Annotated in this window: 23 protein-coding genes; 14 read left to right on the top strand and 9 right to left on the bottom strand. The window is 61.5% G+C overall.

Features of this window, described 5'->3' with window-relative positions; genetic code table 11:
* Positions 1 to 831, bottom strand: a complete 831-nt coding sequence (locus ACM6IK_RS24200; RefSeq protein WP_414876333.1) for a DUF692 domain-containing protein — start codon at positions 829 to 831, stop codon at positions 1 to 3.
* Positions 832 to 1,262: 431 nt separating this feature from the next.
* Here ACM6IK_RS24200 and ACM6IK_RS24195 point away from each other — a divergent pair, with 431 nt between their 5' ends.
* A complete protein-coding gene (locus ACM6IK_RS24195; RefSeq protein WP_414876332.1) occupies positions 1,263 to 2,309 on the top strand; it encodes a class I SAM-dependent methyltransferase in 1,047 nt (348 codons plus the stop codon).
* Positions 2,310 to 2,437: 128 nt separating this feature from the next.
* The gene (locus ACM6IK_RS24190; RefSeq protein WP_414876331.1) at positions 2,438 to 3,280 is read left to right on the top strand and encodes an NAD-dependent protein deacetylase; all 843 of its coding nucleotides are present in this window, start codon (positions 2,438 to 2,440) and stop codon (positions 3,278 to 3,280) included.
* Between the two features lie 129 nt (positions 3,281 to 3,409).
* Here the strand turns inward: ACM6IK_RS24190 and ACM6IK_RS24185 are convergent, their stop codons facing one another.
* Positions 3,410 to 4,312 carry a LysR substrate-binding domain-containing protein gene (locus ACM6IK_RS24185; protein WP_414876330.1) on the bottom strand — a complete coding sequence of 301 codons (903 nt, stop codon included), beginning with the start codon at positions 4,310 to 4,312 and terminating at the stop codon, positions 3,410 to 3,412.
* 142 nt (positions 4,313 to 4,454) lie between these two features.
* Here ACM6IK_RS24185 and ACM6IK_RS24180 point away from each other — a divergent pair, with 142 nt between their 5' ends.
* The 5 genes from ACM6IK_RS24180 to ACM6IK_RS24160 all read left to right on the top strand — a co-directional run bounded on the left by ACM6IK_RS24180 (position 4,455) and on the right by ACM6IK_RS24160 (position 8,945).
* On the top strand, positions 4,455 to 5,153 hold the full coding sequence (locus tag ACM6IK_RS24180; RefSeq protein ID WP_223545995.1) for a CoA transferase subunit A: 699 nt from the start codon (positions 4,455 to 4,457) through the stop codon (positions 5,151 to 5,153).
* Between the two features lie 36 nt (positions 5,154 to 5,189).
* Entirely contained in the window at positions 5,190 to 5,855 is a 666-nt protein-coding gene (locus ACM6IK_RS24175) for a CoA transferase subunit B (protein WP_008026717.1), read from the top strand.
* A gap of 11 nt (positions 5,856 to 5,866) precedes the next feature.
* Positions 5,867 to 7,048: an acetyl-CoA C-acetyltransferase gene (locus tag ACM6IK_RS24170; protein ID WP_414876329.1), complete on the top strand. Its 1,182-nt coding sequence runs from the start codon at positions 5,867 to 5,869 to the stop codon at positions 7,046 to 7,048.
* Between the two features lie 397 nt (positions 7,049 to 7,445).
* Complete coding sequence (locus tag ACM6IK_RS24165; RefSeq protein ID WP_414876352.1) at positions 7,446 to 8,240, top strand: hypothetical protein; 795 nt, start codon at positions 7,446 to 7,448, stop codon at positions 8,238 to 8,240.
* 138 nt (positions 8,241 to 8,378) lie between these two features.
* Positions 8,379 to 8,945 (top strand): hypothetical protein, encoded by a 567-nt coding sequence (locus tag ACM6IK_RS24160; RefSeq protein WP_414876328.1) that lies wholly within the window; start codon positions 8,379 to 8,381, stop codon positions 8,943 to 8,945.
* A 3-nt stretch (positions 8,946 to 8,948) separates the two neighbouring features.
* Here the strand turns inward: ACM6IK_RS24160 and ACM6IK_RS24155 are convergent, their stop codons facing one another.
* The 3 genes from ACM6IK_RS24155 to ACM6IK_RS24145 form a co-directional block, all read right to left on the bottom strand.
* Positions 8,949 to 9,665, bottom strand: coding sequence for an alpha/beta hydrolase (locus tag ACM6IK_RS24155; protein WP_414876327.1), 717 nt, complete (start codon positions 9,663 to 9,665; stop codon positions 8,949 to 8,951).
* A gap of 182 nt (positions 9,666 to 9,847) precedes the next feature.
* The gene (locus ACM6IK_RS24150; protein WP_414876326.1) at positions 9,848 to 10,960 is read right to left on the bottom strand and encodes a succinylglutamate desuccinylase/aspartoacylase family protein; all 1,113 of its coding nucleotides are present in this window, start codon (positions 10,958 to 10,960) and stop codon (positions 9,848 to 9,850) included.
* 101 nt (positions 10,961 to 11,061) lie between these two features.
* The gene (locus tag ACM6IK_RS24145; protein WP_414876325.1) at positions 11,062 to 11,841 is read right to left on the bottom strand and encodes an ABC transporter substrate-binding protein; all 780 of its coding nucleotides are present in this window, start codon (positions 11,839 to 11,841) and stop codon (positions 11,062 to 11,064) included.
* Positions 11,842 to 12,171: 330 nt separating this feature from the next.
* Between ACM6IK_RS24145 and ACM6IK_RS24140 the strand changes: the two genes are divergently transcribed.
* Positions 12,172 to 12,813 carry a type 1 glutamine amidotransferase gene (locus tag ACM6IK_RS24140; RefSeq protein WP_414876324.1) on the top strand — a complete coding sequence of 214 codons (642 nt, stop codon included), beginning with the start codon at positions 12,172 to 12,174 and terminating at the stop codon, positions 12,811 to 12,813.
* 154 nt (positions 12,814 to 12,967) lie between these two features.
* On the opposite strand, the gene ACM6IK_RS24135 is transcribed toward ACM6IK_RS24140, so the two are convergent.
* Entirely contained in the window at positions 12,968 to 13,402 is a 435-nt protein-coding gene (locus ACM6IK_RS24135) for a rhodanese-like domain-containing protein (RefSeq protein ID WP_414876323.1), read from the bottom strand.
* Positions 13,403 to 13,503: 101 nt separating this feature from the next.
* Here ACM6IK_RS24135 and ftrA point away from each other — a divergent pair, with 101 nt between their 5' ends.
* Positions 13,504 to 14,478, top strand: a complete 975-nt coding sequence (gene ftrA, locus ACM6IK_RS24130) for a transcriptional regulator FtrA (RefSeq protein ID WP_414876322.1) — start codon at positions 13,504 to 13,506, stop codon at positions 14,476 to 14,478.
* A 123-nt stretch (positions 14,479 to 14,601) separates the two neighbouring features.
* Here ftrA and cobF read toward each other — a convergent pair whose 3' ends face one another.
* Entirely contained in the window at positions 14,602 to 15,357 is a 756-nt protein-coding gene (gene cobF / locus ACM6IK_RS24125) for a precorrin-6A synthase (deacetylating) (RefSeq protein ID WP_414876321.1), read from the bottom strand.
* The gene (locus tag ACM6IK_RS24120) at positions 15,357 to 15,929 is read right to left on the bottom strand and encodes a histidine phosphatase family protein (protein ID WP_414876320.1); all 573 of its coding nucleotides are present in this window, start codon (positions 15,927 to 15,929) and stop codon (positions 15,357 to 15,359) included. Before ACM6IK_RS24120 ends, cobF begins: the two co-directional genes overlap by 1 nt.
* Before the next feature lie 563 nt (positions 15,930 to 16,492).
* Between ACM6IK_RS24120 and ACM6IK_RS24115 the strand changes: the two genes are divergently transcribed.
* From ACM6IK_RS24115 to ACM6IK_RS24105, 3 genes are all read left to right on the top strand, one after another.
* A complete protein-coding gene (locus tag ACM6IK_RS24115) occupies positions 16,493 to 17,509 on the top strand; it encodes an arginine N-succinyltransferase (RefSeq protein ID WP_414876319.1) in 1,017 nt (338 codons plus the stop codon).
* Positions 17,510 to 17,561: 52 nt separating this feature from the next.
* Positions 17,562 to 18,596, top strand: a complete 1,035-nt coding sequence (gene astA / locus ACM6IK_RS24110) for an arginine N-succinyltransferase (RefSeq protein ID WP_414876318.1) — start codon at positions 17,562 to 17,564, stop codon at positions 18,594 to 18,596.
* Positions 18,597 to 18,738: 142 nt separating this feature from the next.
* The gene (locus ACM6IK_RS24105) at positions 18,739 to 19,608 is read left to right on the top strand and encodes an isocitrate lyase/PEP mutase family protein (RefSeq protein ID WP_108219687.1); all 870 of its coding nucleotides are present in this window, start codon (positions 18,739 to 18,741) and stop codon (positions 19,606 to 19,608) included.
* Between the two features lie 233 nt (positions 19,609 to 19,841).
* Here ACM6IK_RS24105 and ACM6IK_RS24100 read toward each other — a convergent pair whose 3' ends face one another.
* Positions 19,842 to 20,915 (bottom strand): diguanylate cyclase, encoded by a 1,074-nt coding sequence (locus tag ACM6IK_RS24100; protein ID WP_414876317.1) that lies wholly within the window; start codon positions 20,913 to 20,915, stop codon positions 19,842 to 19,844.
* A gap of 198 nt (positions 20,916 to 21,113) precedes the next feature.
* On the opposite strand from ACM6IK_RS24100, the gene ACM6IK_RS24095 reads away from it, so the two are divergent.
* Positions 21,114 to 21,821, top strand: coding sequence for an NAD(P)-binding protein (locus tag ACM6IK_RS24095; protein WP_414876316.1), 708 nt, complete (start codon positions 21,114 to 21,116; stop codon positions 21,819 to 21,821).
* 22 nt (positions 21,822 to 21,843) lie between these two features.
* Positions 21,844 to 22,800 carry an alpha/beta fold hydrolase gene (locus tag ACM6IK_RS24090; RefSeq protein ID WP_414876351.1) on the top strand — a complete coding sequence of 319 codons (957 nt, stop codon included), beginning with the start codon at positions 21,844 to 21,846 and terminating at the stop codon, positions 22,798 to 22,800.
* The last annotated feature ends 70 nt before the right edge of the window (positions 22,801 to 22,870 follow it).

Raw genomic sequence — 22,870 nt, 5'->3', positions numbered from 1 at the left:
TCAAACCTCCTGTTGCAGGCAGCGAATGGTCTGCAGTTCCGCCACCAGTTCGACGAATGCCGGAAAATTGAAATCGCGCTCCAGCAAGGTCGGCTGAGCACCGAACCGGGCGTAGGCATGGGCCAGCAACGACCACACAGCCGGCTTCACCGAAGCGCCATGGGTGTCGATCTTCAAGGTCTCGGACTCGTCGAAATGCCCGGCGATATGCATCGCCACCACCCGGCCAGCATCGATGCCCGCGAGAAACGCCTGCGGATCGAAACCGTGGTTGATCGAGTTGACGTAGACATTGTTGACGTCCAGCAGCAGGTCGCAATCAGCCTCGCGCAACACCGCATTGGTGAACGTCACCTCGTCCATGTCCTGTTGGGGCGCGGCGTAGTAGGAGACGTTTTCCACCGCCAGGCGCCGGCCAAGGATGTCCTGGGCCTGACGGATACGCGCGGCGACGTGGTGCACCGCTTCTTCGGTAAACGGCAGCGGCAACAGGTCGTACAGGTGACCGTCATCGCTGCAATAGCTCAAATGCTCGCTGTACAGCGCTACGTTGTAGTGGTCGAGAAAAACCCGGACTTCCTGCAAGAACCCGACGTCCAGCGGCGATGCCCCGCCCAGGGACAGGGACAGGCCGTGACAGGACAACGGATAACGCTCGGCCAGCGCCCGTAGCGCCGCACCATGGGCACCGCCGATGCCGATCCAGTTCTCCGGCGCGACTTCCAGAAAGTCGAAATGTCCGGCCGGAGCCGCTTGCAGTTCTTTGAGTAAACCGCGACGCAGGCCAAGCCCTGCGCTGGCCCTGGCTACGGGGGCAATGGATGTCTGCATGGTGTCGATCTCGCATGTGTCCAGGATTGCGGGCAGGTGCCCGCCTTGAGACACAGTTAATCTAAAGGGTGTATCGGGACTGTGTTCGACAGGGGCCGACAATGGGTGTCTGTGTATCGAAACCGGGGTTGGACACAATGGAATACACAACACAAATCCCTTGCGGGCTTGCTCGCGAAGGTGCCGGCACACTCAACAGGGATGTCGCCTGCCAGGTCGCCATCGCGAGCAAGCTCGCTCTCACAGGGTCATGTGCCGGCAGGAAAATCGTCGCTTTCGTCGCGCCAGACTGCGCAGTGCAGGGCCCGAACTAAACTCAACGCACACAGGACCCGCTTGGTGCCCTGCACATTCCCACGACCACCGCCCAGCGGCGAACACCTCGCCAGACACCGCCCCTGGACCGTGATCCTGCTCAAGGAGCACACATGATGGACGAGGCCAGACTCAACGATTTCATGGGTAAACTGGTGAATGACATGGGCGGCGCGGCGATGCTCGCCAACGTCATCCTCGGCGAAGAGCTCGGCCTGTACCGGGCGATGGCCGACAGTCAGCCCATCACCCCCGAAACCCTTGCCGGGAAAACCGGCTGCAACACCCGCCTGCTGCGCGAATGGCTCAGCGCCCATGCCGCCTCCGGCTACATGGAACACCATGACGGCCAGTTCCGCCTGCCCGAAGAGCAAGCCATGGCTTTGGCAATCGAAGACTCACCGGTCTATGTGGCGGGCGGGATCAGCGTGGTCGCGTCGTTTTTCCACGACAAGGACAAGCTGGTCAACGCCATGCGCGGCAACGGCGCCCTGCCCTGGGGCGATCATCATCCGTGCATGTTCAGCGGCACCGAACGCTTCTTCCGCCCCGGTTACAAAGCCCACCTGGTCGCTGAATGGTTGCCGGCCCTCGACGGTGTGGTGGCCAAACTGGAAGCCGGGGCCAAAGTGGCGGACATCGGCTGCGGCCATGGCGCCTCCACGGTGATCATGGCCCAGGCCTTTGCGGATTCGCGCTTCGTCGGTTTCGACTACCACGCGCCGTCCGTTACCGTCGCCACCCAACGCGCCGAGGAAGGCGGTGTGTCCGGTCGGGCCCGGTTCTTCCAGGGCACGGCCAAAAGCTATCCTGGCAGCGACTACGACCTGATCTGCTACTTCGACTGCCTGCACGACATGGGCGACCCGGTGGGTGCGGCCAAACATGCTTATGAATCGCTGAAGGACGACGGCACGGTGCTGCTGGTCGAGCCCTACGCCAACGACTTGCTCGACGACAACATCAACCCGGTCGGACGCCTGTTCTACGCAGCCTCGACCTTCATCTGCACGCCCAACTCGCTGTCCCAGGAAGTCGGCCTCGGCCTCGGCGCCCAGGCCGGTGAAGCGCGGTTGCGCAAGGTGTTCAGCGAGGCCGGATTCACCCGTTTCCGCCGGGCCACGGAAACGCCGTTCAACCTGATACTGGAGGCGCGTAAGTAAACACCGCCGCCCTCTCTGTAGGAGCGAGCTGGCTCGCGATAAACACGATCACGCCGCGGGGGTGTCAGGCTTACAGTGTTATCGTTGACGACCATCGCGAGCAGGCTCGCTCCTACAGGTTTCCCGACATGCTTGACCGCCTGATCCATGAACAGCTCGATCGCCTCCATCAGCTCATGGCCGACGCGCCGTTCGCCGTGCTGACCGGGGCCGGTATCAGCACGCCATCGGGCATTCCGGATTATCGCGACAACCAGGGCGTGCGGCGTGGCCGACAGCCGATGATGTACCAGGAATTTCTCTCGGCCCCGGAGTCTCGGCGGCGCTATTGGGCGCGGGCGATGCTCGGTTGGCCACGGGTGCGTCTGGCGCAGCCGAACGTGGCCCACGACACCCTGGCCCGTTTGCAAGGCACGCGGCAGATCAGCGGGCTGATCACCCAGAACGTCGACACCCTGCACGACCAGGCGGGCAGCCATGACGTGATCGAGCTCCACGGCAGTCTGCACCGGGTTTTGTGCCTGGATTGCGGTCGGCGCAGCGAGCGCGATTCGATCCAGCGCCTGATGGAAACACAGAATCCGTACCTGGCCGGCGTCGACGCGGTACAGGCGCCGGACGGCGACACCTTGCTCGACCCGGCCTTCGAGGCACGCTTCCAGGTCCCGCACTGCCCGCATTGCGCCGGGGAACGGATGAAACCGGATGTGGTGTTCTTTGGCGAGAACGTTGCGCAGGCCACGGCGGCCAAGGCGATGGCGACCGTTGAACGGGCTGCCGGGTTGTTGGTACTCGGGTCTTCGTTGATGGCCTATTCGGCATTTCGCTTGTGCCGGGCGGTGGTGGATCAGGGCAAGCCGTTGATCGCGATCAACCTGGGCAAGACCCGGGCCGATGAGATGCTGGATTTGAAGATCGAAGGGGCATGCGAGCAGCTTCTTCCGTTACTGGCCAAACGCCTTGACCACTGACAAAACCCAATCCCTGTAGGAGTGAGCCGGCTCCGGGCGGCGTTCCGACGATGGGGCCGGCACATACAACATCTTTGTCAACTGACACACCGCCATCGCGAGCAGGCTCACTCCTACAGAGGATTGTGATCAGCTCATGGCAACTCGTTGCCCAAGGTTTTCCTCTTTGAGCACATCAAACAACGCCTGCGCCGCCGCCGACAGCTCTCCCCCAGGCAACGTCAATACCCCAAGCGCCCGCTCCACCACCGGATCGCGCAAGGTAATGCAACGCGCGCCCAGCTCACGCATCTGCCCGGCACACAGGGCTGGCACCGCGCTCACGCCCAGGCCACTGGCGACCATGCGCCCGACTGTCGCCAGTTGATGGCTTTCAAACTCCACCGGCAGTTTCATGCCGCGGGCCTGCAAATGCTCCTCAAGCATGACCCGCACGGTGGACGGACGCTGCAAGGTAATGAACGGTTCCTTGAGCAGGGTCTGCCAGTCGATGTCATCGAGTTCGGCCAGTGCACAATCCTGGGGCACCACTGCGACGAATCGGTCGATGTACAACGGCGTGAATTGCAGCGACGAACTCATGGTCGGCTCGAACGCCACCCCCAGCTCAACCTGGCGGTCACGGACCATTTCCAGCACTTGCTCGTTGATCACGTCATTGACCGTCACGTTGACGTTCGGATAACGGGCGCGAAAGGTCTTGAGGATCGGCGGCAGCAGGTTGCCGGCGAACGACGGCATCGCCGCCAGGGTCACGCGACCGCGCTGCAGGGTGAAGCGCTGGCGCAGTTCATCCTCGGCATTGTCCCAGTCGGCGATCAACCGGCGCGCCAGCGGCACCAGGGATTCGCCTTCGGCGGTGAGCGCCACGTTGCGCGTTGTGCGGGTGAACAAGCGCCCGCCCAGGCCTTCCTCCAACGCCTTGATGGTCAGGCTCAGGGCCGATTGCGACAGGTGCAGACGCTCGCAGGCCACGGCAAAGCTCAGGCTCTGGGCCACGGCCAGAAAGGCGCGGATCTGCTTGACGGTCATACTTGATTTCTCCCGGGCATGGATATTGTTGAGTTTTATCTATCAATTAACCTTAAAAATCAACTTAACAAATGAATACACGAGCGAGACACTCCATCCCATTCGGCTAGCCAGCCGCCCACAAAGAATAAAAGAGGTGCATATGGCAGGTTTCGACAAGCGCGTGAGTTCCTACGAGGAAGCGTTGGCAGGTCTTGAAGACGGCATGACCGTGATCGCCGGCGGCTTCGGCCTGTGCGGGATCCCGGAAAACCTGATCAACGAGATCAAGCGCAAAGGTACTCGCGACCTCACCGTGGTTTCCAACAACTGCGGCGTCGACGGTTTCGGCCTCGGCGTACTGCTGACCGACCGCCAGATCAGCAAAGTGGTGGCGTCCTACGTCGGCGAAAACAAGCTGTTCGAAGAGCAACTGCTCAATGGCGAAATCGAAGTCATCCTGACCCCGCAAGGCACCCTTGCTGAAAAAATGCGCGCAGGCGGTGCCGGCATCCCGGCCTTCTTCACCGCTACCGGCGTTGGCACGCCTGTCGCCGACGGCAAGGAAGTCCGCGAATTCCATGGCCGCAAGTACCTGATGGAAGAATCCATCACCGGCGACTTCGCCATCGTCAAAGGCTGGAAAGCCGACCATTTCGGTAACGTGATCTATCGCCACACCGCCCAGAACTTCAACCCGCTGGCGGCCACCGCCGGCAAGATCACCGTGGTCGAAGTCGAAGAAATCGTCGAACCCGGCGAGCTGGACCCGGCGCAGATCCACACCCCTGGCATCTACGTCGACCGGATCATCTGCGGCACGTTCGAGAAACGCATCGAACAGCGCACCGTACGCAAGTGATCCCCTGCCCCCGGACCGAATGAAGGAATAACGACAATGGCACTTTCCCGCGAACAAATGGCTCAGCGCGTCGCCCGCGAAATGCAGGACGGCTTCTACGTGAACCTGGGCATCGGCATTCCGACCCTGGTCGCCAACTACATCCCCGAAGGCATGGAAGTCATGCTGCAGTCGGAAAACGGCTTGCTGGGCATGGGTCCGTTTCCTACTGAAGAAACCATTGATGCCGACATGATCAACGCCGGCAAGCAAACCGTGACCGCACGTACCGGCGCGTCGATTTTCTCCTCCGCCGAGTCCTTCGCGATGATCCGTGGTGGTCATGTCGACCTGACCGTGCTGGGCGCCTTTGAAGTGGACGTGCAAGGCAACATCGCGTCGTGGATGATCCCCGGCAAACTGGTCAAGGGCATGGGCGGCGCGATGGACCTGGTAGCCGGTGCCGACAACATCATCGTCATCATGACCCACGCGTCCAAGGACGGTGAGTCCAAGTTGTTGTCCCAATGCAGCCTGCCGCTGACCGGCGCCGGGTGCATCAAGCGCGTGCTGACTGACCTGGCTTACCTGGAAATCGAAAACGGCGCGTTCATTTTGAAAGAGCGCGCACCGGGTGTCAGCGTCGAAGAGATCGTTGCCAAGACTGCCGGTAAACTGATCGTGCCGGACCACGTACCGGAAATGCAGTTCGCTGCCCAGTGAGGAATCATTCCATGCAAGAAGTCGTCATTGTTGCTGCCACGCGCACCGCGATCGGCAGCTTCCAGGGATCTCTGGCCAATGTGTCTGCGGTTGACCTGGGCGCTGCGGTGATCCGCCAGTTGCTGGCGCAAACCGGACTGGATCCTGCGCAAGTCGATGAAGTGATCATGGGCCAGGTGTTGACCGCCGGCGCCGGGCAAAACCCTGCGCGCCAGACTGCGATCAAGGCCGGCCTGCCCTTCGCCGTGCCGGCCATGACCCTGAACAAGGTCTGCGGTTCGGGCCTCAAGGCCCTGCACCTGGGTGCCCAGGCGATTCGCTGCGGCGATGCCGAGGTGATCATCGCCGGGGGCCAGGAAAACATGAGCCTGGCCAACTACGTCATGCCCGGCGCCCGCACCGGTCTGCGCATGGGCCACGCGCAAATCGTCGACACCATGATCAGCGATGGCCTGTGGGATGCGTTCAACGATTTCCACATGGGCATCACCGCCGAGAACCTGGCCGAGAAGTACAGCCTGACTCGCGAGCAGCAGGACGCGTTCGCCGCCGCCTCGCAACAGAAAGCCGTGGCCGCCATCGAAGCCGGGCGCTTCGTCGATGAAATTACCCCGATCCTGATCCCGCAGCGCAAGGGCGATCCGCTGTCCTTCGCCACCGACGAGCAACCCCGGGCCGGCACCACCGCCGAATCCCTGGGCAAGCTCAAGCCGGCCTTCAAGAAAGACGGTTCGGTGACCGCCGGTAACGCCTCGTCGCTGAACGACGGTGCCGCGGCCGTGATCCTGATGAGCGCTGAAAAGGCCAAGGCCCTCGGCCTGCCGGTACTGGCGAAAATTGCTGCCTACGCCAACGCAGGCGTCGATCCGGCGATCATGGGCATCGGCCCGGTGTCGGCCACGCGCCGCTGCCTGGACAAGGCCGGCTGGAACATCGACCAGCTTGAGCTGGTTGAAGCCAACGAAGCCTTCGCCGCGCAATCCCTGGCGGTGGCCAAGGACCTGGAATGGGACTTGAACAAGGTCAACGTCAACGGCGGCGCCATTGCCCTGGGTCACCCGATCGGGGCCTCGGGTTGCCGCGTGCTGGTGACCCTGCTGCATGAAATGCTCAAGCGCGACGCCAAAAAAGGCCTCGCCACCCTGTGTATCGGTGGTGGTCAGGGCGTGGCACTGGCGCTCGAGCGGGCGTAAGCCAACAGCGTTCAACAGATGGCGCGGGGACCCACGAAGATCCGTGACCGTCTGGAAAAACACCCGGTGCGATGCAAGTCGCACCGGGTTCTTTTTTGCCTGCGTTTTTTCAGGTAGACCGGTTTATCGTTCTTCGCGAGCAGGCTCGCTCCCACAGTTAACTATCTGTGACCACAAATCCCCTGTGGGAGCGAGCCTGCTCGCGATGAGGCCAGAACTGTCACTCAAGAAACTGCAGAATCAACCATGGTTGATTGGCCCCATCGCGGGTTGCGTAAAAGACCTTTCGCACACATCCCAAAGGACTTGATTCTGTATACAAAATCCGCATACACATAAAGCAATCCACCCGATGCAATGCTACCGTTGCCACCTCACACAGGTCGGAGACGTGCGCGTGTTGATCCTCAAATTGCTGGTGATCCCAGGCTTCCTGCTACTGATTTCCCTGGCTGGCAAACGCTGGGGGCCGAGCGTGGCCGGTTGGTTATCGGGGTTGCCGGTGGTGGTCGGGCCGATCCTGTTGTTCCTCGCCCTCGAACAGGGCCAGGCGTTCGCCGCGCAATCGGCCACCGCTGCGCTGTCGGCCATGTTCGCGATGATTGCGTTTTGCGTGACCTACGCCCAGGTCGCACAACGGGCCGGATGGCCGCTGGCGCTGGTGATCTCGCTGTCGGTCTGGGCGCTGGTGGCGGTTGTCCTGTCGCTGATCCCGACCTCCCTGGTGTTTTCGGTGTGCGCCGCCGCCACCGCACTGCTTGCCGCACCGTACCTGTTCCCCACCGTGCAACCGGTGCTCAATGGCCCGGCGCCGAAATCCGACAAGCTCTTGCTGCGCATGGTGGCCGGTGCATTGCTCACCTTGGTCGTGACCCTGCTGGCCAGCACCGTCGGCGACCGCTGGAGCGGCCTGCTGGCGGTGTTCCCGGTATTGGGCAGCGTGATGGCCGTGTTCTCCCAGCAAACCCGTGGCCCGGCCTTTACCGCCGCGTTGCTGCGCGCCACCGCCACCGGCATGTACTCGTTCGCCGCCTTCTGCCTGGTGTTGGCGCTGGCCCTGCCGACGATGGGAATGAACGCTTTTGTGCTGGGCATCGCGGTGTCGGTGGCCATGCTGGGCGTGACCAAGCGTTTGCTGGCGCGGCCGGCCGGCCCGACGACACACACTGAAGGAGCTGCCATCAAACGCTAGGCTGCATCGGGTCATCGGGATGTCCTCAGCATAGGTGAGGGCCCGGCCAAGGTGACCGCTCGGTAGAGCGCACTGGAACGCATCACAACCTCCATGGGATGATCGCGCCCCACCGCGCGCCCACCCCTGGAGATCCCGATGTCATTGTTGAGTAAAAAAGCCCTTGTCCTGCTGCTGGCAGCCGCTACCGGCCTGGGGGCTTTGAATGCGCAGGCCGCCAAGGCCACTTCCAGCGATGCGCCCGCCCGGAAAGTCTCGATGCTCGGCGGCAAGTTCACCTTCAACCTGCCCAAGGGTTTCATCGCCAACCCGCTGCCGGCCAGCCCGGAGGGTGCGAGCGGCACCCTGTACAGCAACGAAACCACCAAGACCGTGGTGATCGCCGCTGAAAACACCCTGCCCAACGGCATCAGCGTCAAGGACAACGACGGCGCGTTCCTCGACGGCACCGTGGCCGATTTCGATGCGGCGCAACACAAGTCCCTGCCCGACTACAACAAGCTCAGCGAGAAAGCCCTGACCCGGACAACCGGGCTGGGCCTGCGCCAGGTCGACGGCACTGCCACCCAGGGCGGTGGCCTGACCCTCTCCACCACGCTGATGGCCGCGTCCGGCACCCGCATGGCGGTGATCCAGGTGATTTCCCGTCCCGGTGACATGGCGGCCCACGAAACCCTGATCAAACAGATCGTCAGCGGAAAATAAGGCTCAGGGGTTGAGACGCTGCAACCAGGCGCTCAAATCCTGGATCTCGTCGGCGCTGATGTTATGACCGACACCGGGGTAGCCGTGGAACTCGGGCTCCAGTGACACGCTCTGCAACAGGCTGTTGGCTTCGGTACCGTCGTTGTAGGGAAGGCGTTTGTCCTGCTCGCCATGACCGATGAAAATAGCCAGCGACTGGCGTTTTTCATCCGGTACAAGCTCGGACTTGAGCACTGGCAGAATCCGCCCGCTCAACGCAGCGATGCCACCGAACGCCTCGGGATGCCGCAGACCCACTTCGTAGGACATGATCGCACCCTGGCTGAAGCCGACCAGGAACACCTTCTCGGGTTCGGTGTGATATTTCTTCGTGGCCTGTGTGACGAAGTCCAACAGCAACTGGCCGCTGGACTTCAGATCATCGGTCTCGCCGTTGTAGGCCCCTTCGCCCTTCTTGCGAAACCACTGATAGCTGCCCTCCTGCATCACCAAAGGCGCCCGTACCGACAGGTAGGTGTAGGACTCGGGCAAGTCATCCTTGATGCCGAACAGGTCCTGCTCGTTACTGCCGTAACCGTGGAGGAAAATCACCAGGGGTTGATCGTTCGAATCGGCGTTGGCCTGTTCCAGGTATTTGAGCGGCAAGTCGGTTTGCAGCGGGATTTGGGCGTGGACGACAGTGGATGCCAGGAGCGTAAGCAGCGCGAGAATCTTCAACATGGGTCTTCCTTCACGGAATGCAGGATTCGGGGAAGAGCCTAACACTGCTCAGTAGGCAGGAACATCTCGGGTGTGGCTGATGCCGTCATCGCGAGCAAGCTCGCTCCCACAGGGAACGCATTTCCAATGTGGGAGCGAGCCTGCTCGCGATGGGGCCAGTACAGACAAAGAAAATTTCCGGCTCAGTCGTTGATCAACTTCCCCACACGAATCAGTTCGCGCCCGGCAACCTTCGCCTGCCAGGTCCCCGGTTGGGTATAACGCCCACGGTCAATGGCGAACAGCACGCCGCTGGTGCCGGCCTGCACGGTGGTGACCTTGTCGTGCAACGGGTCGACCACCTCGAACAGCGCATCGCCCTTTTCCACCCACTCCCCGGCCTCACGCAGGAAGCTGACCACGCCGTGATGCGGTGCGAACAGGTATTGGGTGCCTTCCAATGGCATGCCTTCACAGCATTCGGCCGGTGCCGCCGGCCAGGTGCCGGAGATCAAACCCTGCTCGGCGAGGAACCCTAGAATGGCCTCGCAATTGGCCTGGGCCTGGTCGACACGGGTGTCGCCCAGGCTGCCCAGCTCCAGGGTGGTTGCCAGGTTGGCCGGTGGAATCGCCGCCGCCGGGAACGCCCTGGCCAGGCGCAACCATGGCGAGGAACAGGATTCATCGAACGAGCTGCCGCCGGAGTCTTCACACAACAGCGCCACGCCGGCCTTCAAACGCGCCGCCAGGGATTGCCATTGCGGCCAGTGCTGCGGCAACGCGTAGAGGTGGATCGCCGCATCGAAATCGCAATGCAGGTCAAGGGTGATGTCGGCATCGCAGGCATGGCGCAGCAACAGGCGGTGCATCGCTTCCAGCTGCGATGTCGCGGCCGGCAAGTCGTCGAGGACCTGGCCCATGGCCTGGCGAATCAGCGCGATGTTGGCCTGGGCATCGCTGCCGAGGCGATCACCGATCAACCCGGCCACCGGCGCACTGAGTTCGACGAACGAGCGGTTGAAGTTCTTGCCGCTGCCGAGCTCGAAACGCCCCATGTGGCTGCCTTGCAAGTGCTGATCGAGGCCGATGGGATTGGCCACCGGCACCAGTTCGATCACTGCGTTCAATTGTCCCTGTTGTTCAAGTTCGGTCAGGCGTTTCTTCAACTCCCAGGCCGTGCGCATGCCCGGCAATTCGTCGGCGTGCAGGCTGGCCTGGATGTACACCTTGCGCGTGCCCGCGCCATAACGAAACACGCTGAGGGTGCGCTCGGTGCCCAGGTGGCTCCAGGGCAGTTTGTGATCGATGCGTTGCATGGGAAACTCCTACAGTTGGGATATGTGTCAGGCAGGATAAATCAGGAACACAAAAAAAATGGCAACCGCGCCAACGGTTGCCACTTTTTCAACCCACTCGCTTACTCGCCATAAACGTCAAACTTGAAGTACTTGTCCTGCACTTGCTTGTACTTGCCGTTGGCGCGGATGTCGGTGATCGCTGTGCTGAATTTCTCGGCCAGGGCGGTATCACCCTTGCGCACGGCAATGCCGGCGCCGCCACCGAAGTATTTCGGATCGTTGTACTCAGGGCCGACGAAGGCAAAACCTTTACCGGCGTCGGTTTTCAGGAAACCGTCGTCCAGGTTGACCGAGTCGGCCAGCAACGCGTCGATGCGGCCGGAGACCATGTCCAGGTTGGCTTCCTGCTGGGAGCCGTAGCGCACCAGGACAATCCCCGCCGGTTGCAGCACTTCAGTGGCGAAGCGGTCGTGGGTACTGGCACGCAGCACACCGACTTTCTTGCCCTTGAGTTCGGTCAGCGGGTCCTTGACGTCGCTGCCTTCCTTCATCACGAAGCGTGCCGGGGTGTGGTAGTACTTGATGGTGAAATCGACGTTCTTCTTGCGATCATCCGTGATGGTCATGGACGACAGGATGGCGTCGATTTTCTTGACCTTCAGCGCAGGGATCAGGCCGTCGAACTCTTGCTCGACCCAGGTGCACTTGACCTTCATCTGCTCGCACAGGGCGTCGCCGATGTCCACGTCGAAACCGGTGAGTTTGCCGTCAGGGGTTTTCATCGAGAATGGCGGGTAGCCGGCTTCGATGCCGATGCGGATCGGCTTGGCGTCATCAGCCACGGCGGTCAGGGACAACATCGACAGTGCCAGGGCACCGAACATCACTAGCTTCTTCATTTATAACTCCTGTGCGCGGAGGCTTTTATTGGCAGCTTCGATTGGCAGCGTTCGGTTATCGCTTTGTGAGCGGGAACTGAAGTGGCCGGCAGCCTAGAGTGGCTACCGGAGGGCAAATTACGCCGAGGCGACAAATATTTATAGAAAAGTGGCGGCAGGATGGAGGTATTGAGGTGCACGCGCCATCACGGGGCAAAGTCTGTCAGACAAGCCGCTTTTTCAGCACAAACCTGCAGCGTTTGCGGCTGCGTCCGACGCAATGCGCCGACTGGCGATGCTGGATGTTTTACGGCACATTGAGTGCCCTTGCGTCCCATCGAGACTAGCGTAATGCCCACGTTGAACCTGATCCAGCACCACCCTGCCGAGGGCCCGGGTGCCATCGCCATCTGGGCCGAATCCCGAGGGTTGGCGCTGAAGGTGTTTCGCGCCGACCTGGGCCAATTGCCGCCCGTCAGCGCCGATCCCGCGATCCTGTTGGGCGGGCCTTATGAATCCAACGCCGGCCCGGCCTGGCTGGAAGCCGAACGGCAATGGCTCAGAAGCACGCTGGATCAGGACGCGGCCGTGTTCGCCATTTGCCTGGGGGCACAGTTGCTGGCGCTGAGTCTCGGAGGGAATGTACGGCGGATGGACCAGACCGAAACCGGATGGACCCGCGTGACCTTTATCGATGGGCAAACGCTGAAGGCGCTGGAGTGGCACGAAGACGCCATCGACCTGCCACCCAACGCGCAACTGCTGGCCAGCAGCGCGTTATGCGCACAGCAGATGTACCGCGCCGGGCCGACGCGGCTGGGGTTGCAGTTTCATCCGGAGTGGAATGCCGAATCGGTGGCCTTGCTCAATGCGCATTTTGGCGATGAGTCGCCGTTGCCCCGGGGGCCGCAGGACGATGCGCCCTACGCCGATGTGTTGGCATGGTTGCAGGCGACACTGGATGAGTGGTGGGCGGCCTCTGCCTGTCGCTGATCCAGATCAAAGCACATGACTGTGGCGAGGGGGCTTGCCCCCGTTGGGTTGCGCAGCAACCCCAGAATCTCGGTAATAGTCGAGAGTTTTAGGAGCGCTTCGCACTCCAACGGGGGCAAGCCCCCTCGCCACAATGATCAATGGTGTTCGGGGATCAGCATTCACAGCCAATCACGTCAGGGGCTTGCCGTTGCACCCCGACACTCAACTCAAACCCCTCATCCAGCCAGCCGGTCACGCCGCCGATCATTTCCTTGACCGGATAACCCAGGGCCGCCAGTTTCACCGCGGCCTTGTTGGCACCGTTGCAATGAGGCCCGGCGCAATAGACCACAAACAGGCTGTTTTTCGGATACCCGGCCAAACCTTCGGCGGTCAGCAAGCGACGGGGAATGTTGATCGCTCCCGGCACATGCCCGCGTTCGAACGCCAGCGGGCCACGAACATCCACCAGAACGAAATCGACTTCGCCAGCCAGCTGGCTGCCGTGGACGTCGGAACAATCGGTTTCGAACGTCAGACGGTTGCTGAAATGCATCAGGGCGATGGCCGATGGGGCGGCGGGAATTTCGCGTACCAGACTGGTCATGTTGTGTACTCCAAGATATCGGTGGGTGCAGGAAGACTTTATCCGCCAGCCACCTGAGGCTACAGTGGCGCACAAGACACTCACCGGGAACTTTCCGCCAAATGCACCCCAGCCCAGGAATGGTTGCGATTCTGGCCTACGACGGCCTCTGCACGTTCGAGTTCGGCATTGCCGTGGAGATCTTCGGCCTGCCACGCCCTGAATTCGAGTTCCCGTGGTACGAGCATCGTATCGTCGCCGTCGATCAAGGCCCGATGCGTGCCATGGGCGGCATTCAGGTCCTGGCCGATGGCGGCATGGAAATGCTCGCCGACGCGCGGACCATCGTCATCCCCGGCTGGCGCGACCGCAAAGCCGCAGTACCCGCGCAGTTGATCGCCGCCCTGCGCCAGGCCCATGCGCGGGGTGCGCGGTTGCTGTCGATCTGCTCCGGCGTTTTCGTCCTCGCCGCCACCGGCTTGCTCGACGGGCGCGGCGCGACCACGCACTGGCGCTATACCTCGGAACTGGCCGAGCGGTTTCCCGACATCCTGGTGGACCCGGGCGTGCTATATGTCGATTCCGGCCAATTGATCACTTCCGCCGGCAGCGCGGCAGGCATCGATGCCTGCCTGCATCTGGTGGCACGGGATTTCGGCACGCAGGTGGCCAACTCCGTGGCCCGACGCCTGGTCATGTCGCCGCAACGCAGTGGTGGCCAGGCGCAATTCATTCCGACGCCGGTCAGCCCGACACCGCGCAGCGATCTTTCCCGCGTCATGCAGTGGGCACGTGAGCGTTTGCACCAGCCGCTGGAGGTACGCGACCTGGCCAGCGAAGCTGCCATGAGCGAACGCACGTTCTTGCGTCGCTTCACTGAAGCCAGTGGCCAGTCACCCAAAACCTGGTTGCAGCACGAACGTCTGGGCCGCGCCCGCGAACTGCTGGAAAGCAGCGACCAGAACACCGAGCAGATCGCCGAACGTTGTGGTTATCGCTCGGTGGAAAGCTTCCGGGTGGCCTTTCGAACGGTGGTTGGCGTGCCGCCTTCGGTGTATCGGGAGCGGTTTGGGGGTGGGGGCAATGCTATTTCTTGAGGTGTTCTCAAGGGCCTTTTCGCGAGCAGGTCGGATCGCCGCACCGTCGCTCCCACAGGGAACTGCATTTCAAATGTGGGAGCGAGCCTGCTCGCGAAGGCGCCAGACCGGGCAATTCAGCGCTCAAGGCTTGCGCAATAAATAGGTATCCATGATCCAGCCATTGGCCAGCCTTGCAGCCTTGCGCACCCGTTCGATTTCATTCGCCACATCCTTGAGCTTGCCGCGGATCAGGATTTCATCCGGCGTCCCCAGATAGGCCCCCCAAAATATCTCGATGTCCTGATCCACCACCTGATGGTAAGCATCCTGGGCATCGAGCATCACCACCAGGCTGTCGGCATCGCTCACCTGCCCTGCCGCCAGACGCCGGCCCGTGGTGATTTCAACCGAGCGGCCAATCTGGTTGAGCGGCACCTTGTGCTGTGCCGCCAACGCCTGGACGCTGGTAATGCCGGGGATCACCTCGAACTCGAACGCACAGGCGCCTGAAGCCTGAATGGCCTGGAGGATGCGAATGGTGCTGTCGTACAGCGCCGGATCGCCCCACACCAGAAAACCACCACACTGGCCGTCGGACAATTCCTCGTTGATCAGCCGTTCGAAGGTCTGCTGCCTGGCCAGGTTCAGGTCGTCGACACTGGTCTTGTAGTCCACCTCACCGCGCTCGCGCTCCGGGCTGTGGGCTTCGACAAAACGGTAAGCGTGGTCGGTGATGTAGCGTACGCAGATTTCGCGCCGCAAATCGATGAGTGTGTTTTTGCTCTCGCCCTTGTCCATGAGAAAAAAAACGTCGACCTGATTCAGCGCCTTCACCGCTTGCATCGTGATGTAGTCGGGATTGCCAGCACCGATACCGATGACCAGGATTTTTTTCATCACAGCAAGTCCTCGGGGCCGGTGCCCGGCAAGCGCAGCCGCCAGCGGCCATGGAATCTCAACTCGACCGCCGACAGGGGTTCGACGTCGATCAGGCCGGACGATGCGCCTTGCAACACCTGCGTCAGTGCGGCGCGGATGACGAAGGGATGGGTAATGGCAACGATGTGCCCTGGCGTCGACTGCAATGTTGTCAACCACGCGCCCACGCGCTCGCCCAGTTGCACCAGCGACTCGCCACCGTGGGGTGCCGAAGCCGGGTCGCCCAGCCAATGCTGGAGCGCTTCGCAAGCGTTTTTTTGCAGATCGCCAATGCGCTCACCGCCCCAGCGCCCGACGTCGCAGTCCTTCAACGCGTCAACAATCTCCGATGCGCTGCCGAACAGTTCAGCGGTTTGCCGGGTGCGCAATTCCGGGCCGCAGACAAGGCGTGGAGTGCCCTTGAACTGATTGCCACGGGAAAGCCTGAGCGCTTGCCAATCCATCTCCAGAGGCTCGTCCAATGGAAAACGCGCCAATTTCTGTGCGACGGTTCGAGCGTGGCAAATCAGGGTTAAACGGGTCGCCTGCACCGGCAATCACTCTATGAATGGAAGGGAACGATAGCGTCAGATGAGCGCCATCGCGCAATTGTGCCGCAACAAAGCAGCCCCGGGTGGTGTTTAATTCTCCTGCCTGAAACGGTTCCTTCAGTCATTTCCTGCCAGGTTTTCTGTTATGTCTGACCGCAATCAAGGCAATCACCTACAAGACTTTACGACATCGGCGTAGTCCCTTGGTACAGGCGCTTCGCCCCTTTTTCGGGCACGGCCAGACCACGCGAAAATTCACTAGACAGGCAGGACGCGATAATTAAATACTCCTTTCAACGGACTGTTAAATCATCTTCCACACTCATCCAGCAGGAGCCCGGACACCCTTTCTCGAATACCCGATCAACGCACCTGGCCAGGCATCGCCTGCCGCCGAATCGCCCATTTCTTGTTTAATGCGGTCCATTCCAATAAACATCTGACAAGAAAAAGAGTGGCGCCTGACAACGTTCAGACGACCACCGGTTGAATGTGTGGAAAAACCGACAGTGATAGTCAGGTTCGGCCCAAACCGTCGAATCGTTTGATACAGGAGTGTCTCCATGCTGGTCTTGCGTCCAGTCGAGTCAGCCGACCTGCCCCAGTTACAAAGGCTGGCTCGTGAAAGCCTCGTGGGCGTTACATCCCTGCCCGACGATAGCGAACGGTTACACGGAAAAATCCTCGATTCCTGTGCGTCGTTCGAGAAGGACGTCGCGGGTCATGGCCCGGAAAACTATTTCTTTGTGCTCGAAGACCTGACGACGCAGCACCTGGTCGGCTGCTCGGAAATCCTCGCCACAGCGGGGTTCAACGAGCCGTTCTACAGCCTGCGCAACCGGCACTTCACCAGTGCCTCGAGGGAACTGAACATCGAGCACGGGGTACCGGCCTTGTCGTTGTGCCACGACCTCAGTGGCCACACCCTGTTGCGGGGCTTCCATATCGATGCCGCGCGTGTGCGCAGCGCGCATTCCGAACTGCTGTCGCGGGCGCGCCTGTTGTTCATCGCCGCCCACACCCGGCGTTTTTCCGATACGGTGATCACCGAAATCGTCGGCTACAGCAGTGATGAAGGCCACTCGCCATTTTGGGATGCCGTGGGCAAGCATTTCTTCGACTTGCCCTACGTCGAGGCCGAACGGCTTTGCGGCCTGCAGAGCCGCACCTTTCTCGCCGAACTGATGCCGCAGTATCCGATTTACGTGCCCATGCTGCCCCAGGCGGCACAGGACTGTATCGGCAGCATCCACCCCGACGGCCAGGAAGCCTTCGATATCCTCGAGCGTGAAGGCTTCGAAACCAACAGCTACATCGACTTGTTCGATGGAGGCCCGACCCTGTATGCGCGCACGTCGGGCATTCGTTCCATCGCCCACAGCCAGTGCGCTATCACGCGGCCGGGACCGGTGATCGATGCCCGCGGCAGCTTTCTGGTGAGCAACGAGTCCTTGAAGGATTACCGGGCCATCGTCGCCGATCTGGATTACATCGCCGGGCAACCCTTCACACTGGACACAGCCATGTGCAAGGCGCTGAAAGTGACCGAGGGCAGCCCGATCAGGCTGATCGCCCTGTGAATACCCGCCAGCGACGTCACCGCCCGAGCACACACGAACAAGGAACAGCCGCATGATTGTCCGTCCGGTCCAGATCACCGATCTGCCCGCCCTGTTCACGCTGGTGCGTCAGGCCGTTCCGGGACTTACCAGCCTGCCGGCCGACGAAGACCGCCTGGCCCACCGGATCCGCTGGGCCCGACGCACGTTCGCCGGGCAGGTCGATCGGGCCGATGCCGATTATCTGTTCGTGCTCGAGGACGACGAGCAGCAAGTGGTGGGCGTCAGCGCCCTGACGGGGGGCGTCGGCCTGCGCGAGCCCTGGTACAACTACCGGGTCGGGCTGACGGTCAGTGCGGCACCGGACCTGGGTATCGAGCGCCAGATCCCGACCCTGTTCCTGAGCAATGAATTGACCGGGCAATCGCAAGTCTGCTCGCTGTACCTGCGCGCCGATCAGCGCCAGGGCAGCAACGGCCGTTTGCTTTCGCTCGGGCGTTTGTTGTTTGTGGCCGAGTTTACGCAGCTGTTCGGCAACCGGCTCATCGCCGAGTTACGCGGCAGTGCCGACGAACGAGGTGGCTCGCCGTTCTGGGACAGCCTCGGCCGGCACTTTTTCAAAATGGATTTCAGCCACGCCGATCACTTGTCCGGGCTGGGCAACAAAGCGTTCATCGCCGAATTGATGCCGCGCCAGCCGCTGTACACCTGCCTGCTGACCGAGCAGGCCCAGGCGGTGATCGGCAAGGCCCACCCCAATACCGAGCCGGCCCTGAAAATCCTCAGCGCCGAAGGGTTTGCCCACAAGGGCCACATCGATATCTTCGACGGCGGACCGGTCCTTGAAGCCCCGGTTTGCGGGATCCGCACCGTGCGCGACAGCCAACCGCTGGCACTGGTCATCGGCTCGCCGGACGATAAAGCGCCCCTCTGGCTGATCCACAACCGCCGCCTGGAAAACTGCCGCATTACCTGCGCCCCGGCCCGACGGGTCGGCAACAGCCTGGTGGTTGACCGCCTGACCGCCAAGCGCTTGCAGCTGCAACCCGGCGACTCGGTGCGCGCCGTGCCGCTGCTTGACCAACGGCAACAGGCCGAGGCGGCGTGACTTATCCGCTCCATCGTTGCGACGTCAATCGGCCTGCCCCGGTAAATTCGTCATCATTCTCCCCCTGCGCGCGTGATAGCCTTTTATATCTTCGGCGTTGACATTTTTGCTCAAGCCCCTCCATTCCATTGGTGGAACTCATATGTCCAGGCTTTCCCATCAAGATTTGCGCCGCAATTTTCGCCAATTGTTCGCCTCCGACACCTGCTACCACACAGCCTCGGTTTTCGATCCGATGTCGGCCCGCATCGCCGCCGACCTGGGCTTCGAAGTCGGGATCCTTGGTGGTTCGGTCGCCTCGTTGCAAGTGCTGGGCGCCCCTGACTTTGCCCTGATCACCCTCAGCGAATTCGCTGAACAGGCCACCCGCATCGGCCGTGTCGCCCAGTTGCCGGTGATTGCCGACGCCGACCACGGCTACGGCAACGCGCTCAACGTCATGCGCACCATCGTCGAACTCGAACGGGCCGGCGTCGCCGCGCTGACCATCGAAGACACCCTGCTGCCTGCGCAGTTTGGCCGCAAATCCACCGACCTGATCACGGTCGCCGAAGGTGTCGGCAAGATCCGCGCGGCACTGGAAGCGCGCTGCGATAAGGAGATGGCGATCATCGCCCGCACCCATGCGGGGATTGCGCCGGTGCAGGAAATCATCAGCCGCACCCGGCAATACCAGCGCGCCGGGGCCGACGGTATCTGCATGGTGGGCGTAAAGGACTTCGACCATCTGGAGCAGATCGCCGAGCACCTGAGCGTGCCGCTGATGCTGGTGACCTACGGCAACCCGCTGCTACGCGATGACAAGCGCCTGGCCGAACTGGGTGTTCGTGTGACCATCGATGGCCATGGCGCTTACTTCGCCGCGATCAAGGCGACCTACGACAGCCTGCGCGAGCAACGCCAGATCCTCACCCAGACCTCGGACCTGAACGCGACCGAACTGACGCACACCTACACCCAACCCGAGGAGTACATCCGCTACGCGGAAGAGTTCATGAGCGTGAAGGAGTGACGGATCAATGCGGCTGACGGTGTGAACCGACACTCCGCCTTCGCGAGCAAGCTCGCTCCCACAATTAATCGCGGGTGTACGCAAATGACGGGCTCACCGCAAATCCACTGTGGGAGCGAGCTTGCTCGCGATGGGGCCATCACAGCCAACATCCATGTCGCCTGACACTCAGCCATCGTCGGATCGCCGCCCGGAGCAAGCTCGCTCCCACAATCAGGTCTTGCGCTGGACAATCACACCGAATCGAGCAGTTCGCGATGGGGTTTGCCATTACCGCAACAGATCACTCGATTGCGCCCGGTGGTCTTGGCTTCGTATAGCGCATGGTCGGCGTCGTTGAGCCAGAACGTCGCGTCGGCGTGGGCCGGGTTGAATGACGCCAGGCCAATGCTCAGGCTGACTTTCAGCGCCGGATTCTGCTCGTCCCCCAAGGTGGCGAAGCGATCGCGCAGAGCCTCCATGACGGCGGCGGCGCGGTTCAGGGGCAGGTCCGGAAGGATCACACAAAACTCGTCACCGCCGTAGCGCCCTGCCACATCGGTCGCTCGCAGGCTGTGCCTGAGTATTTTGCTCAACTGACGCAGGACGATGTCGCCAGCGACATGGCCGTAGGTATCGTTGATGGCTTTGAAATGGTCGATGTCGATCAGCGCAATCGCCCCGCCTTTTTGCTGACGTGTGCAACGCTGGAACTCGACCTCCAGCTGGTCCTTCCAGGATCCATGGTTGAGTAGGCCCGTCAGGCTGTCGGTGCGGCTCAGTGCCAGCAGTTCACGCTTCTGACGGCCGAGGGTATGGGCCTGGCGGAAGCAGGTCCAGCCCAGCGCCAACGGATACAGGCACAGCAATGGCAAACAGGCATAGAGCTGCACCGGGCTGGTAGCAGGAATGAACGCCGGGGCGAAAATCTGCAAGCCTACGCAGAGGCCCAGCACTTGCGCGGCCGTCCCGGCCAGCAGGAAGCGCAAGCCGCCGATGGCCACGTTATGCATGGCCATCATGGAGACGGTGGTCGCGCTGGGCAGTGGATTGAATTGCATGGCGGCAATCCAGAAGCCGCCGAGAAAGGCATCGATCAGCAGATTGCGGTGTTCGGCATGATAGGGCGTCCTGGCCCGGCGCGCCCATTGGTAGGCCAGGTGCGGCCAGACCAGGCCGTTGAACCACATGAACCCCCAGACCCAGGGCGCCGGATCGAGTGGATACATCGCCGCGCTCACACACACCAATCCCAGGGCCACCCCCAGGATTCGCGATGTGTAGAGCCTCCTGGCCAATGAAGATCCTTTTCCTCCCGTTTTTGCCATAGGGCCTCTGTGCCACTCGACGGAATGCGATAACAGCCTGTGCCTGTGTGCTGGAGTCTATCAGGGTGAAATCAAATAGCCATCACCGACTGACGAACTGAATATCGCGGCATCACGCTCGCATAAAAGCAAAAGCCTCGTCTCCAGAAACGGCTATACATGAAAGAAGGGTTGATCAATAACCATAAGAGGAGGCCCATGCAGACCTTTCAAGTATTGATCATCGGCAGCGGTTTTGGCGGCCAATGTGCTGCAATCAATTTGCTCAAGGCCGGCATCGACGATTTCCGCCTGCTGGAGCGACAGGATTTCTTCGGCGGCACCTGGTGCCAGAACACCTATCCCGGCGCGGCAGTCGATGTGCCCTCGCCGCTTTACTCATTGTCTTTCGCCCCTTATCGCTGGACGCAAATGTTCGCAGGACAAGCCGAACTGCACCGCTACACCCGCCATGTGGTGGAGCACTTCGGCCTGCGGGACAAGGTGGAACCGGACGCTGATGTCGAGCGCATCGAATGGGACGACGCCAACAGGCGCTGGACGGTTTACACCGCCGGCAAAGGCACGTTTTGCGCGCAGTTCCTGATCAACGCAACCGGGCCGAACACCGGCATCGGCCACACCTCGGCGCTGTTCATCATCGAATCCCAGATGAATTACATCCTCGATTGCATTCGCACCTTGAGGGATCAAGGTTTACGCAGCATCGAAGTTCGCCATGAGGCAGAACGTACCTACACTGAAATGATCCACCGGGAAATGGAACGCACCGTGTGGAAGTCCGGTGGCTGCCACAGTTGGTATCAAAGCAGGAGCGGTCATGTGATTGCCATGTTTCCGGGGTTCAGCTTCAGCTTTCATCGCTTGACCCGAGCGCTGAAACCCGCCGATCACATTTTGTCCTGAGCAGATACAAGGGAGACGCATGATGCTTTTGTTATTCGTCGTTCTCGCAGTGTTCGTCGCCTGGAGCTGGCTGACCTACCCGGCCATCGGCTACTGGCTCTATGACTTGAACATGGCGGCCGAGGCCAAGTTGTACCGGCTGCACAAAATCGTCGTGCCCATCCCCGAGATGACCGTCTCGACCTGGCAAGGCGGCCCGTACGAGGCCACCAGCAATGTGTTGATGCTCCATGGCTTCAGCGCTGACAAGAACCTCTGGCTGCGTTTCGCCCGGCACTTTGTCGGCAGCCACCGGGTGATCATCCCGGACATCGCCGGCCATGGCGAAACCGGCTTCAAGGCCGGCGGCGGCTATGACATCCCGCTACAGGCCAAGCGCATGATCCAGCTGCTGGACGTGTGCGGGGTGGAGAAAGTCCATGTCATCGGCAATTCCATGGGCGGCTACATGGCCGCATGGCTCGCGGCCACGTACCCCGAGCGCATTGTGTCCGTGGCGCTGATCGACCCGGCGGGTGTCACCGCGCCTGAGCCCAGTGACCTCGAGCGGCATTTGGCCAAGGGCCACAACCCGTTTCTGATTCACTCGCGCGAAGAGTTCCAGCGCTTCTACGCCATGACCATGGCGTCGCCACCCTGGGTACCGAAGCTGATTCTCGATGCCGTCGCCCAGCGCTATGAACAGTCCCGCGAGGAGCTGGAGGAAATCTTCCGCGAAATGCGCGCCAGTCCGCCGATGGAACCGCACCTGCCCGACATCACCGCCCCGGCCCTGTTGCTGTGGGGGCGCAAAGACCGGCTGATCGATGTCAGCAGCGTGGCGGTCTGGAGCAAGGGCATCGCCGACCTGCGCGTGCATATCTGGGACGCCGTCGGGCACATGCCCATGGTCGAAGCCCCCACCGGTACGGCGCGGCTGTATCGAGAGTTTTTGGCATCGCTGCGCTCGGAGAGCCCGCAGGATCAACGACTGCACTAGGAAACTAATTGAGAACGCCCCCTGGGCATGCAGTCCTTTGCAGAATGAAGTTCGTCAGAAACTTCGTTTG

Origin of the sequence: Pseudomonas sp. IT-196MI5 (assembly GCF_949767415.1) — a bacterium.
Taxonomy (GTDB): Bacteria; Pseudomonadota; Gammaproteobacteria; order Pseudomonadales; family Pseudomonadaceae; genus Aquipseudomonas.
This window is presented reverse-complemented; position numbering and strand designations above follow the sequence as displayed.